Source organism: Schlesneria sphaerica (assembly GCF_044336245.1).
In the GTDB taxonomy this organism is placed as follows: Bacteria; Planctomycetota; Planctomycetia; order Planctomycetales; family Planctomycetaceae; genus Schlesneria; species Schlesneria sphaerica.
Genome location: NZ_CP172346.1, coordinates 2,231,353 through 2,245,591 on the forward strand (window position 1 = coordinate 2,231,353; position 14,239 = coordinate 2,245,591).

9 protein-coding genes are annotated in these 14,239 nt (G+C 55.0%); 4 read left to right on the top strand and 5 right to left on the bottom strand.

The window, feature by feature from the left end:
* Positions 1-1,104: 1,104 nt before the first annotated feature.
* The 3 genes from ACGY09_RS08215 (at position 1,105) to ACGY09_RS08225 (ending at position 4,689) form a co-directional block, all read left to right on the top strand.
* Positions 1,105-2,550 carry a GntP family permease gene (locus tag ACGY09_RS08215; protein WP_397571166.1) on the top strand — a complete coding sequence of 482 codons (1,446 nt, stop codon included), beginning with the start codon at positions 1,105-1,107 and terminating at the stop codon, positions 2,548-2,550.
* 135 nt (positions 2,551-2,685) lie between these two features.
* Positions 2,686-3,372, top strand: a complete 687-nt coding sequence (gene pgl / locus ACGY09_RS08220; protein WP_397571167.1) for a 6-phosphogluconolactonase — start codon at positions 2,686-2,688, stop codon at positions 3,370-3,372.
* Between the two features lie 198 nt (positions 3,373-3,570).
* Positions 3,571-4,689: a sialate O-acetylesterase gene (locus ACGY09_RS08225; protein ID WP_373650764.1), complete on the top strand. Its 1,119-nt coding sequence runs from the start codon at positions 3,571-3,573 to the stop codon at positions 4,687-4,689.
* A 177-nt stretch (positions 4,690-4,866) separates the two neighbouring features.
* Here ACGY09_RS08225 and ACGY09_RS08230 read toward each other — a convergent pair whose 3' ends face one another.
* Together ACGY09_RS08230 and ACGY09_RS08235 are read right to left on the bottom strand one after the other, a co-directional pair.
* A complete protein-coding gene (locus tag ACGY09_RS08230; protein ID WP_397571168.1) occupies positions 4,867-5,322 on the bottom strand; it encodes a hypothetical protein in 456 nt (151 codons plus the stop codon).
* Between the two features lie 320 nt (positions 5,323-5,642).
* Positions 5,643-6,899, bottom strand: a complete 1,257-nt coding sequence (locus ACGY09_RS08235; protein ID WP_397571169.1) for a glycosyltransferase — start codon at positions 6,897-6,899, stop codon at positions 5,643-5,645.
* A 316-nt stretch (positions 6,900-7,215) separates the two neighbouring features.
* On the opposite strand from ACGY09_RS08235, the gene ACGY09_RS08240 reads away from it, so the two are divergent.
* Positions 7,216-7,986, top strand: a complete 771-nt coding sequence (locus ACGY09_RS08240) for a response regulator (protein WP_397571170.1) — start codon at positions 7,216-7,218, stop codon at positions 7,984-7,986.
* A gap of 178 nt (positions 7,987-8,164) precedes the next feature.
* Here ACGY09_RS08240 and ACGY09_RS08245 read toward each other — a convergent pair whose 3' ends face one another.
* The 3 genes from ACGY09_RS08245 to ACGY09_RS08255 all read right to left on the bottom strand — a co-directional run bounded on the left by ACGY09_RS08245 (position 8,165) and on the right by ACGY09_RS08255 (position 14,184).
* Positions 8,165-9,433, bottom strand: a complete 1,269-nt coding sequence (locus ACGY09_RS08245) for a beta-propeller fold lactonase family protein (protein WP_397571171.1) — start codon at positions 9,431-9,433, stop codon at positions 8,165-8,167.
* Positions 9,434-9,764: 331 nt separating this feature from the next.
* A protein-coding gene (locus tag ACGY09_RS08250; protein ID WP_397568373.1) for an IS630 family transposase occupies positions 9,765-10,900 on the bottom strand; the annotation gives its coding sequence in 2 pieces (ribosomal slippage) (positions 9,765-10,471 and positions 10,471-10,900; 1,137 coding nt in all).
* Between the two features lie 77 nt (positions 10,901-10,977).
* Positions 10,978-14,184 (bottom strand): efflux RND transporter permease subunit, encoded by a 3,207-nt coding sequence (locus tag ACGY09_RS08255; RefSeq protein WP_397571172.1) that lies wholly within the window; start codon positions 14,182-14,184, stop codon positions 10,978-10,980.
* Positions 14,185-14,239: the final 55 nt, after the last annotated feature.

Sequence of the window (14,239 nt, forward strand, 5' to 3'; positions counted from 1 at the left end):
AGGTTGAGGCCAGCCCCGCACCCACCCCCAGTTCATATTCGCCTTCGCCGCCGTCACCAACCTGCTCCACGAGAACGTGAAGGAAGCTATGTCACCCCTTCTCACTTATTTCAGTGCTGCAAGGACCAGACTGCCGAATCCACGCACCAGCCGGACTGACCGACAGCTCCTCGCCCTCGCCGCCTCCAAATCCATCTGCCAGATTCCCAGCACCGTCCGTGTTCCGCCCACACCTCTAATCAGGCCGTCATCCGTGAATCGCTTAGCCTGAAAATTCGTCGACCACAACCACTCAGATCATTTTGCATCACCCAGACGAACTTTTTTGCAACGCATCGTAAATGGTTCATTCTTTAGGTCGGACATTCACCAAGATAACATTTTTCGACAAGTTTTGGGAAGACTGAGAACTCAAAAAAAGACACAATTCGGAAACATGAACCATCAAAACCCTACAACTTTAAACCAACCCACCGGAAGACCGAACCAAAAAGAACCACTCACCATCATCTAACGATCAAAAAAGAACCAAAACAACACACATTCAGAAAGATGCACTAAACCCACCATCCGCCTTGGCAGTTACTTTTGGATGATCAGTAGGTCATTACTGACATCCAATCCAGCGGACGTTTTCAATTGCGAGGGCACTCTGTATCGTTTGCATACAGTTAAACGGCAGAGATGAACGAGAAAATGCAAGCTTGTCACGCGAGGCAGCGATTTGGCTCCCCTCGCTGATGAAATGAGGCTTACCAGCAACGGGCGCCATCGTCTCTCCACCCGATCGCAGTTCACCTTCCTCTCGGATCTTCGTTTGCAACCTCCCCGACGGGGATTCGAAATGTCTGCTTGAGTCCATTTAGCTCAACTTGCTCCGATTTTGGATGCGGTTGACCGCTACGGTTCGAAAATCGAGAACCCCGCTTCACTCGACGCAGCTTGAGAATCGCGTCACCCTCTTTATCGCAACCCAAGAGTGATCTTCGTGTTGCCAGCGGACTGTCAGATATGCAATTGTGTTATTCCAGGAAATCTTTCACGGGAATGTGTGACTGATCACCCCACAGCCAGCCCAAATGATCTCGCGAGAGAGGTTTCAGTATGGGATTAGTCGGAATCTTGCTCTCGTTGTCATTGCTGATGTGGCTGTCTTACCGAGGCTGGACGATTCTGCTCGTCGCACCCGCCGCGGCCTTGCTTGCAGCCGCAATCTCGGGCGAACCGCTGCTGGCCCATTGGACGCTCACCTTCATGAGAGGAGCGTCTGAGTTTCTGGCCCAGTGGTTTCCGATGTTTCTGCTGGGAGGATTGTTCGGGAAACTGATGGACGACAGTGGATCGATCACCTCGATTGCCCGATTTCTCACAGAACAACTGGGAACGCGTCGGACGATGCTGTCGGTGGTCCTTGCATCCGCAGTTGTCACATACGGCGGCGTCAGCGTGTTTGTGGCCTTTTTTGTGCTGGTTCCGATGGCGAAAGAAATGTTTCGGGCTGCGAACATCCCGCGCAGACTGATGCCGGCAGCGATTGGACTCGGCGCGTTCACGTTCACAATGTCAGCCTTACCCGGGTCCCCCTCCATCAACAACGCGATTCCGATGCCTTACTTCGGGACCACAACGTATGCTGCCCCCGGGTTGGGGATCATCGCTTCAGTGGTCATCGCCGCATTCGGCCTGTGGTGGCTCTCGCGCGCGGAAGCGATCGCTCGACAGGCCGAGGAAGGCTACGGTGATGTTTCACAGGATCCCCCGATCATTGACGAAAAACTCCGCGAGCACGCGACGGCGGTGGGCGACTTCGATCCTGCCGAATTCAACCACGGTGAAAGATCGACGTTCGAACCGTCCTTCGCGATGGCAATTCTGCCACTGGCTGTGGTCATCGTCGTGAATTTCCTGATGTCGCAAGTAATCCTCCCGGCGATTGATTTTTCCTATCTTGCGAAAGCGGAATGGGGTCAGACTCACATTGGTGCCGTCGCTGGTGTCTGGTCAGTGGTGACGGCTCTCGCAACGGGGAGTCTCACTGTCATCCTCGTGAACGTTCAGCGTCTGCCGTCACTGCGCGAGACACTCGACGCCGGGGCCAACTCGTCGGTTCTGCCAATGCTCACCATCGCCAGCCTGGTCGGCTTCGGTGTCGTCATCGCCTCACTTCCGGCCTTTGGTCTCGTTCGAGACGCGGTCCTGTCCATTCAGGGAGGCCCATTGATCTCCCTGACCATCGCGATGAATGCTCTGGCTGGCCTGACCGGAACCGCATCGGGTGGGATGGCGATCGCCCTCAACGCATTAGGTGACACTTATTTGAAGATTGCGGAAGAACAGGGGATTAATCCCGGGCTGATGCATCGGCTGACCACAATCAGTGCGGGAACCCTCGATGCACTTCCCCACAATGGTACGGTGCTGCTACTACTTCACATCAGCGGGTTGTCTCATCGTGAGAGCTATCTCGACATGGTGATGACGGTGATTGTGAGCTGTGTGATCGGCCTGTTCGTCGTCCTCGTACTGGGCTCGGTATTCGGGTCATTCTAGACCCGAGCGATTCCATTGCCGATTCCCGTTGTGGGATCACCGTTTGATCAATTGCGTCTCCACAGCGCGACAGTGATCACCCTGACCAGGCGTCGAAGTGTTGCAGCAAGAATTTTGAATTGAAGGAAGTGTTCGATGAATCTGGAAGTACTGACCGACGCAGACACCGTCGCTCGCCAAGCGGCGAGTGAAATCGCCTGCTTCGCGCGGAGCGCCGTCGCGGAACGTGGCCAATTTTTGCTGGCGGTCAGTGGCGGCAGGACCCCCTGGGTGATGCTCAAGGCCCTGACCGAAGAAGAAATCCCCTGGGGGAATGTCCACATTTTTCAAGTTGATGAACGCGCCGCACCCGATGGCCATTCCGACAGAAACCTGACACATCTTAGGGCCAGCCTCGCCGGTGCTCCGATCCCCGAGAGCCAGATACACGCGATGAATACAGCGGAGCAGGACCTGCAGGCTTCCGCAGACCAGTATGGTGAACTTCTCCGAACTTACGCAGGTGTCCCCCCAGTACTGGACCTCGTTCATCTCGGTCTCGGAACTGATGGGCATACAGCGTCGCTGGTTCCCAATGACGCCGCCCTGTCGATTGAAGGAAGCGACGTTGCCGTCACGGACATTTATCAGGGTCGCCAGCGTATGACGCTGACCTTCCCGGTCCTCAACCGCAGTCGGACAATTCTCTGGGTCGTCACCGGTGCAGAGAAGCGAGAGATGTTGTCGCGGTTGCAAAGCGGTGACCACACGATTCCCGCGGGTCGAATTCGTCGCGACGACGCGATCATCCTTGCGGATCAAGCCGCGGCGGGAACAACCTGAAGACGGCAACAGATCAGGGTGAAGCGCGCGCGGCAGCGTTCGCATCACCCTGATTCAGGTGTGTTTCAGAAGCGCGTTTCAGGCGACAACTTCTCTGTACCCATGGCACCAAACCTACCATGCGGACAGGACCGAAGACCGGCTCCCACCACGATGAGTCTGATCAGAACGAACAACATTAGACATCGGAGAAAACTCATGAATCGCATCTGCGTCGCGTGGAGCCTGATCGTTCTCCTCTCGGGAGCCTGTCCGTTGATCGCAGCGGAAACGGCCAGACTTGATTTATCAAGTCCCCTTCCCCATCAGGTCGTACAGCGGGAAGGCTTCCAGTCCTCTCGTTCGCACGATCACAATCTTGGAGGCCCCGAACTGGGCTACGCGGACATCGAAGTACAGGGGACTCTTCCTGCCGACGTCAACGGAGAGCTTGAGTTCCGCGTCGTCGCGCTCAAGGGAGCCTTTGGAACGGATTCCAACTGGGCGCCGCTGGTGACGGAATCAGAGGGACAGACGTTTCGTGGTCCGGCCGAAATGGTGGCGGGGGGATGGTACCGACTGGAAGTACGCTGCATCCTTGACGGCAAGACGGTTGCCGAAGGGGCCGTCGAACCTGTTGGTGTCGGAGAAGTCTTTCTTGTCGCAGGACAGTCGTACGCTGCGGGTGCAAATGACGAACTGCTGAAAGTCACCGATCCCGAAGGTCGTGTCTCTGCCTATGACTGGGTGGCGAAAACCTGGTCCGTTGCCAACGATCCCCAACCCCATGTTGGAGATGGAGGAACCATCTGGCCGCATCTGGGAGACCTTCTCGTCCCGACGCTGCGCGTCCCTGTCGCGTTTGTGAATGTCGCTGTGGGAGGCACTGCGTCACGCCAATGGATGCCCGACGAAGAACTACACAACCGTCTGGTGAAGGCGGGACGCGAAATCGGTTCGTTCCGAGCCGTCTTGTGGCAGCAGGGAGAATCCGATGTCATCGAACACACCCCGACAGAGACCTATATCAGGAACATGATCAAGATCCGGGAAGCCGCCGCGCGGGCATGGCGATTCGAGCCACCCTGGCTGCTTGCGAAATCCACTCTTCATCCCACCGTCTACAATGATCCCGTAGCAGAAGAGCGGATTCGGTCGGCCATACATCAACTATGGAAGCGGCCTCACTTCGGGCCGGGCCCCGATACGGACCAGTTGGCAGGGGAAAATCGGGGCGACGTCAATTCTCGCCGTCATTTTTCCGGCATCGGACAACGCCGCGCTGCCCTGCTATGGTATGTCGCGGTTTGGAATGAGATCCATAAAGGGAACCCATAAGGGTCTTATCCGGGCATCGTACCCTCCCGTTGTCAGCCAATCGCACGACCGCCCCGGCCCTCGTCACCCAAAATTGAAGTGATGGCGAGGAGGTGTATTCCATAGGCGAAACTGAAGCGATTTCTATCGTCCCTTGCAACAGCAAAGCACGATTCAAACGAGTGAGGGGGGCTCGACTCAGCCCGGGTTCACCGCCGTTCGGCAACGTTCCTTGACCTTCCAGAAATCGTCGATGCTTTTCAGTTCTTCTGTCTGATAAGTTCCGGGTTTTAGAGAGATCTTGCGCGTGGTGTGCTGAGCCACCACCTGTTCGATGCGTTCCGCCGAGATCTCATCGCGGGGAACAGTCACTTGCGCAAATTCCTGGTCCGCATAGTACTGTGGCTTACGTCCATGGTGCTCATGCGGCAGGTAGATCGTTCCATTGTTGAAGTCGACGGCAAAGGCAATCACTCCCGGCACGAAGAAAAACATCAGCCCCACAGCATCCAGCGCTACAATCTTCCAATCCAGTGGACCAGCCGGTTGACCGCGCCGCTCAGGATGCAGAATCGTACCACAACCGACGTCGAGACAAAGACATCCTTGAGCAACCGTCCATGCGACGAAACGACGGCGTGAGACCAGATCCATTGAACAACGCCTCGATGAAACCCTCGGCGAGACTGACGGGGACGAAACAGAATGTCACGGGTCAGTCGCGATGTGCAATCCAAAATGATGGGACGGGGCTTCTATTTCATTTCGGCGGAATCGGCAATATGTCTTGCTCGCCGGTCGGCCGGTCAGTTTTCCTCTCAGGCCAACAACCGAGAAAAACTCATTTCGACGGGAAGTGGGTCGTAATCTTCCGAAGAAATCTGGTTCACCGGTCCGACCGTTCCGTTTCGACTTCTCGAACGGCACCCATTTGCCTGGTTGGCGCCACGTATGTTCCCACACATCTTCCACCATTAGCGGATATCCGCGATCCCAATTCGACGTTCGATCGCGTCAACGCTTTCGTGCAATGCGTTTCGCGCTGCAACCTTCTCCTGCAGCGACTTACATGCCGCAGTGACTCGCGGACTCGTCAAGATATCCTTAAGCAAGCGAGTCAGGACAGGAGGTTTGAACGAAGTGGCAGCGAGAGAACGGCCTGCATTTAAGCTCGTGATGCGGGCGGCATTGTCAAACTGATCGTGTGCAAGTGGCATTGCGATCTGGGGAACTCCTGCCAGAAATGCCTGCGATGTTGAACCTATTCCCCCGTGGTGAACGAAAGCAGCACAGCGTGGCAAGAGCAGGTCCAGCGGCGCATATTCGACCTGCAAAATGCCTTCAGGCAGCGTCACGGGGAGTTGTTCTGTGTATCTGGTAAGGAACAGCGCCCGTCGATTCAACATCTGACAGACCTGCATTGCAGTCTGGAAGAATGCCCGACCATGTCGATTTGCGGTTCCCGGGGTGAACGCGATCGGAGGCGTCCCGGAATCCAGGAATTGCTTGAGGTTGTCGGGCAAGCCAGTACCGCTCTTTGTTTCCGACTGATCGTTCCACAGAGGAAACCCTGTTTGAATGAGTGGCTGCGGCCAATCACTCTGCGGAGCGGCATACCAATCCGGAAACAGGCAGAGTACTCCGGTGGGCGAATTCCACCAGCGCGTAATTCGGCGAACTGGTGGCAAACTGAGTTCTGCTCTCCATTGGTTCAGTTCCGGACAGACAACGCGGTCGACAGCCAGCTTCTCACCCAGTCGAAACATCACGCTCTTAAACCACCGAGGTCCCGACAGCCCGGCAACGACGGGCGGTTCCAGGTCACTCCAGATAACTGAGGGCTGCAGATGCACCGTCAAAACAGGAATATCCAACGCTTCCTGTGCGATGCGAGATCCAAAGCAAAGACAACTGGACAAGCCGACCACGGGCCCGGACTCGGCATGCGCTTTCAAGATTTCGAACTGCCGCTGAAGAGTTCCTCGGAAGAATTGAAAAACATGCTGAAACGATCTTGTCGGATGCCAGAGATCCGGGCTGGCAATGCAACGATGATAATCTTCGGCCGTCCCCAGCGGTTCAAAGGGAATGCCGTTTCGTTCAGTGACGGATTTAAAGGCGCCGTTGGTAGCCAGCAAAACCTGATGTCCACGTTCTTGCAGAGTGCGAGCAAGTCCGATCATCGGAAAGACATCCCCTGCGCTTCCAATCGTCGTCAACACGAACTTCATCGGCTCGATCCTTGAGAGCGAATGTGAGTGAGGAGCTCATTTCTAGTTGATTTCGCGTCTTGCTTGTAGAGAACGCTTCGCGAGAAGTTCGTCGCACAACGGCGGGAATACCGCCACGGGGTCCGCTTCGTTTCTCCCTAAATCGGGATCGCTATTGAACTTCGTACCCAGTCGTATACAATCTGCGTCAAGAAGGATTGTCGGGGTCCGCACGGAAGTGTTGACGTGGGCAAGAGGCTCTTACCCTGATAATCGCAGCGACCTGCCACATACCATTGGTCATGCGCCTGGTTTCTTGCCATGGAAGGGTTTTCTAATGCTCGTACTATCTCGCCGCCCGGGACAGAGAGTGGTCTTTCCCGGACTGGGCATCACGATCGATGTCCTTCGTTCCGCAGGTTCTGTCGTTCGACTTGGAATCGAGGCCCCCAACGACGTCAAAGTGCTTCGGGAAGAAGTGCTCGATAACAGCCCCGACTCTGCTTCTCGTTCCCCCGCTCCTACTTCGAAAATAACAAAGGAAGTGCGAGAACTGAGCCACGCCTGGAGAAATAAACTTAACCTGGGAATGCTGAAGCTTCAGTTGCTTCAACGGAAAATTGAACTCGGTGAAACAGTCGATCTCGAAGCCAACCTCAGCGAAGTCTTGAGAGAGTTTTCTGATCTGGAACGAGCCACTCACGACGCTGTTGTCGAAGCCAAATCGACTACACCCAAGGTACTCATCGTCGAAGATCAGGCAAACGAACGTGAACTACTCGCTACGTGCCTTCGACTGGGCGGATTCGAAGTCGCCACCGCTGGCAATGGCCGCGAAGCCTTCGATTACCTTCACGGACATGAACTGCCGGATATTGTTCTACTCGATATGCGAATGCCCGATGTTGACGGCCCGACTTTTCTTAAGTCGGTCCGTAGCGATCTGAGACTTCACGACTTGCGAGTATTCGCTGTCAGTGGTTCATCGCGCAACGAGTTTGATTCAGAGCCGCTGCAACTCGATGGCTGGATTTCAAAACCGGTCCGAATCGATGCCTTGATCCGCGCCGTCTCTAAAGATCAGAGTTCGAAGTCATCCCAAGTCTGATTCGGCAACTGCACACATGGGCGATGCAGTCTGTGGCCGAGTGAGTTTCCGATTCCTGCGACGCACAAAAGCGGTCTCTCAATACTCGTCCAGGCGACGATTCGAGAGACCGCATCTGATCCATTCCCTCCCCACCTCTGACGAATGAGAGGTGGGGAAATCTTTAATTCCTCATCGATCACTTTTGATTCGGTTCGAGGAAGATAATGATCGAGGGATTTCCGACGGCCGTGTAGTGTCCCGTGAACTGCAGTCCGCCGGTCTGCTGATTGACTTCAAAAAGTGCGACGTTGTCGCCACGCTGGTTGCAGCTATACAGGAATTTTCCCGACGGATCGACGTTGAAACTCCGCGGGTAATCACCCCGCGTCCATTCTTCACCGAGATACGTCAGCTCACCTTGGGCACCGATGGAGAAGATCCCAATACTGTCGTGCAGGCGGTTCCCCGCGTAGAGAAACTTGCCATCCGCACTCACAAGAATCTCTGAACAGAAATTGCTGCCCGCGAATCCTTTGGGAAGTGTTGAAATGGTCTGGCGTTCGGTCAGCCGACCTGTTTCATCGTCATAGTCAAACAGCACAACCGTCGAACCTTCCTCCTGAATGGAATAGAACCATTTGCCATTCGGATGGAAGTGGAAGTGTCGAGGCCCATCACCGGGGGGCAGTGACACGTAGGGTGATGCCGCGGGGGTCAGAGTCCCTTTCTTTTCGTCGAATTTCCAGATGAGGATCTGATCAAGACCAAGATCGATATGCAGCACAAATCGACCGGAAGGATCTGCCTGAATCATGTGCGCATGCGTCCGGTCATGCCCGCTGATGGCGAAGCTTCCCGGGGGAGCATTGACGGCCTTCGTCGGACCGATCTTGCCCGCGTCATTCTTGACGTCGGTCGGCTCACCCAACTTGCCATCGGCCAGGATGGGCAGAACGGCGACAGAACCACCGAAGTAGTTGGCGACGAGCAGGAATTTGCCATTCGGATGGACGCTCACGTAAGTCGGACCGGCACCACCGGAACGAATCGTGTTGAGCAGCTCGAGTTGTCCCGTCTGCTGGTTGACCGCAAAGGCACTGACGGTCCCTTCTTTCGTTGTACCAATCCGGTCCGTCTCGTTCACGGAATATAGTCGGGTCCCGGTAGCGTTCAGCGCGAGACAACTGGGACTGGTCCCCATCGGAAATTCGCCCGCAGGATCGAGCACCCCCGTGGATCGATTCACTTTGAAAATATGAATCCCGCGACCATTCCCGGGGGGAAGGTCCACCTGAGTGGGCAGCACATCCGTCAAAGGAGAACTGAACGTTCCCACGTAAGCAAATAGTGGGCGGTCCGAATCTGCGGTCTGAGCGGAGGCGAGACTGGACATCAATGGAACCGCTCCCGCGAGCGCAATTGACGTTTTAAGAAAGTTTCGGCGGGTCGTGTCAGACTGTTTCATGAAGAGAACCATGCAGGTAGGAAATCAAAATGCCGAGTGGAGACGGTCTGAGAAAATGCACATCGGGTTGAGCAGGAAACCGATGCAAAGGCTTCTCAACCGACACTGGGGAATACACTATATTTGTCCCGGCGGAATTGCGAACAGATCGGGGAAAAAGGCCCGTCGTCGCCGCTGTTCTGCCCGATTCCTGCTGCCATCAAGCATTGTTCCGACCTGTGCAACTTCGGTTTCCGAAACCAGCGTTACTGCCGAATCGAGCCATGCAGCAAATTGTCGGTGGGAGTTCAGCCTGCCCGCATCCCGTGGGTGAGTCGAAACTAGTGCTTTGTCACATCAAAGAACGTGGGTATACGGATTTGAGTTTAGTTCGTGCATCGTCAATCTTCATTTGCCAATTCACCCCTCGTTGTGTTGAGTTCACTTGGTCAGACCAAGCCGTGGCTTCGCTCTGAAGGGTCTTGATATCAGGAAAGCGTCGACCTGAGGCACATTGTCGAGTCAGGGAACTGAGCTCGTTCTCAGCGATGTTCAGCCAACTGCCGTGTTTGGGTGTGTGGTGAAATTCGATGCGTCGGACGTATGAGCGAGCGCGGTCCGGCTCAAATGCCTCGTAGAACGCACCTTTCGTATGTGTGTTCAGATTGTCGCAGACCAGAATAATCTTTTCTGACGTCGCATATCGACCGTCGAGCAAACGAGCCATTTCCAGAGCCCAGTCGATCTTTGTTTTGGTCTGTCTGACGGTCACTTTGCGCCACCCAGCCAGAGGTTCCGTGAACATGAAAATGTTTGCAGTGCCGGCCCGTTCGTACTCGTAGTCAACCCGCTTGGCATGTTTCGTTGTCGCGGGAATCGGTGTCCGTGTTTCTTTCAAAAGTTGGACCGGTTGCTCATCCATACAGATCACCGGGCAGCCTGAATCGTAGGGTCTTGCATAAATATCCAGCACATCCTCCATGCCCGCGACAAATTCGGCGTCGGCTTCGGGAGGGATCACCCAGTACTGAATCTTGCGGTTGGTCATGCCATTTTTTTGAGTGTGCGACGGACAGTTTCGTGACTGATGGAGTCTACAATCTCCAACTCGACGACTTTACGAGCCAACAAACGCAGCGTCCAGTTCGCATAGCCTTTCGGCGGCTGTCCTAAACGCAAGGCGATGATCTTCGCCTCCTGGTTACCATCCAACAACTTCAGCGTCGCTGGCGTCTCACGCTTCGCGCCACACAAAGTTTCTTCGAAACCGCATTCCACTAATCGACGGCGAACATCTTCCACGGTCTGTGTCCGACAGTTGAACGCCTCGGCGATCTTGCGATCAGACCAGCCCGGACCTTCGACATCGGCCTTCAAGAGAATCTGAGCTCGCTTCACCTTCTGGCTCGAGCCTTTCAGCTTACCGACGACTTCTCGAAGGACCTGACGTTCTTCGTCGTTCAACCGAACAATATACTTCTTCTGCATCGCACACCTCCTTGTGCCATACAGATTCTCGCAAAATACGGATTATGGCAATCCCTGTTTCGATGGGTGACAATGCACTAGCTTAGTGTTTCCGGTTGAACGTGCGAGCGCACGTCCGGTCTCCTTAAGTGATGCTCGGCTCGTCCCCAAAATCGGTTCGAAACGTTCCGCAGCGTGACATAGAATGCTGGCGTCAGGAAAAGACCGAACAGTGTCACGCCGAGCATTCCCGCGAGAACCGCGGTCCCCAAGACCTGTCGCATTTCGAATCCCGGCCCCACCGCTCGGGCGAGGGGGACAACCCCCAGGATAAACGCGAACGATGTCATGATGATCGGCCTCAGCCGAAGTCGACAGGCCTCTGTCGCCGACTCGATCGGGCTATGACCTTCTTCTTCATGTTGCTTGGCAAACTCAACAATCAAGACAGCATTCTTGGCTGCGAGACCGATCAACACAACGAAGCTGATTTGGGTTATCAGGTTGTTGTCCATCCCTCGCAACCAGACGCCACCCAGCGCGAACGGCAGACAAACCGGGGCGATCAGAATGATGGCGAGCGGTAGGGACCAACTCTCGTACTCCGCCGAATGCACGAGGAACACAAACAGGACGCACAACGGAAAAATGTACAGCGCCGTGTTACCTGCAAGCTGTTCCTGATACGTGATATCAGTCCATTCGATCGACATCCCCTGAGGAAGGATCTTTTCGGCCAGCCGTTCGATCGTGGCGATCGCCTGCCCGGAACTGAACCCTGGCGCAGTATCCCCCTGTACCTCGGCCGATGGGAACATATTATAACGGACAACCCGGTCCGGTCCCGTTTCCCAGCGAACATCGACCACAGAGCCCAATGGTACCATGTCTCCATTCGAGTTCCGTGTTTTCAGCTGATTGATGTCTTCAATCGAATCACGAAATTCTTCTTCGCCTTGAACTCGAACCTGAAATGTCCGTCCGTAAAGATTGAAGTCATTTGCGTACGCCGAGCCCAGATTGACCTGCAGCGTATCGAAAACGTTGGTCAGGGGAATATCCAGCATATAGGCTTTTACCCGATCGACATCGGCGAAAACCTGTGGCGTCGATGAACCGTAAATCGTAAAGACACCGGAAAGTGCTGGTTCCTTCTGAGCCGCTGCAATGAGTTCCTGAGTTGCCTCCTGAAGAGCGAGCGCTCCGTGTCCGGCTCGGTCCTGCACCAGAAACTTATAGCCTCCCGAGTTCCCCAGACCCTGAACAGGGGGAGCCGGAACGACGAAAATATTCGCGTCCGGAATCTCTGAAAGCTTTCGCTGGATATCGGAAAGTTCATTCAGAATATTGGGGTGATCATGTTTGTGGTGTCGTTCATGCGGCAACAGCGGGCCAAAGAAGATGACCGCGGCACTCGGATTGTTAGAGCGGGCGGCTCCCGAGAACCCAACAAACTCGACCGTATGTCCGACAACAGGGTTGCTTCGAATAATTTCTCCGGCACGTCGAACAATTTCGTCGGTTCGGGCTAGCGATGCGCCGTCGGGAAGTTGGATCACTGTGATCAGGTAGCCTTTATCCTGGCGCGGAATGAATCCCGTCGGTACCGATTTGAATCCGAAACCGGTAAGTCCGATCAAGATCACATAGGCGAATAGAGGCAACGCTAACCGACGTAACAACCATCCCACAGACCGGGCGTAGCCATTGCTGAGGCCGTCAAACATCTGGTTGAACGATCGAAAGAACCAGCCGAAAACGAAATCCCAACCGCGACCGAACCAATCCTTCTTTTCATCATGCGATTGCAAGAGGATTGCGCACAGAGCGGGACTGAGGGTCAACGAAACAAATGCCGACAGCAATGTGGACACAGCAATCGTCAGAGCGAACTGTCGATAAAATTGCCCGCTGATGCCCGTGATAAATGCGGTGGGAACAAACACAGCAGACAACCCCACCGCAATCGCTATGACAGCTGCCGTGACTTCGTCCATCGCCTTGTGTGCCGCTTCGCGCGGAGAAAGCCCGGCGCGAATGTGGCGTTCGACGTTCTCAACAACCACGATTGCATCGTCGACCACAATTCCAATTGCCAGAACCAGACCGAATAGCGATAGCATGTTCAGCGAAAATCCCAGTGCGTACATAGCCGCAAAGGTACCGACCAGCGATACAGGAATGGCGAGCAGCGGGATCAGTGTTGCACGCCAGTTCTGGAGAAAGACCAGGACGACAATCACCACCAGGAGGGCAGCCTCGTAGAGTGTATGAATCACCGAGTCGATCGATTCGCGCACAAAAACCGTCGGGTTGTAGGCGATTCGGTACGTCAGTCCTTCCGGAAAATCCTTAGAGAGTTCCTCAATCGCCTTTTGCAATGCATCCGCAGTGGCGAGAGCATTCGAGCCAGGCCGCTGCGAAATCGCCATCCCAACACCGGTTTCTCCATCGACGTAGCTGTTGATCGTGTAGTCCCGAGCCCCCAGTTCAATCCTCGCGATGTCGCTCAGGCGAACGAGACGGCCATCGTCACCCGTTCTCACAACCATGTCTGCAAACTGCTGCGGTTCCATCAGTCGACCGAGTGTTTTCACGGTGAGCTGAAAATCGCCCTTGCTTGATTGGGGAGGCTGACCAATGACTCCTGACGCGACCTGAAGATTCTGTGACTGAATAGCACTTACGACTTCGCCGGGAGTCAATGACAGATGCGAGAGCCTCTCAGGATCGAGCCAGACCCGCATGCTGTATTCGCGCAGTCCCGGCGTCGTGATCCCCCCCACTCCATCAACACGAGCCAGGACGTCGCGAACCTGAATCAATGCGTAATTACTCAAATACAACTGGTCATAGCGGTTGTCCGGTGAAACCAGATGGATCACCAGCAGAATGTCGGGCGTCGATTTGGTGGTTGTGACCCCCTGCCGGCGCACCTCCTCCGGTAGTCTCGGAACTGCGGTCGCCACGCGGTTCTGTACCAGCACCTGAGCCGTATCAAGGTCGGTCCCCAACTTGAATGTCACTGTGAGTTCCATCTGGCCATCCACCGTGCATTGCGACGACATGTAGAGCATGTGCTCGACACCATTGACTTCCTGTTCAATGGGAGTGGCGACCGTATCGGCAATGACTTCTGGAGACGCACCTGGGTAACTGGCGCGGACGACAATCGTGGGAGGAACAATGTCGGGGTACTGGGCTGCGGGAAGTGCCAGGTACGAAATCACACCAAAGATGGTGATGACAACAGAGATCACTGCAGCGAAAATCGGCCGGTCGATAAAAAAGTGAGCAATCCTCATCTCATCACTTTGTCCTTTCGAACATGCCGGAGTACGTTTGACATCAGCTATCCAG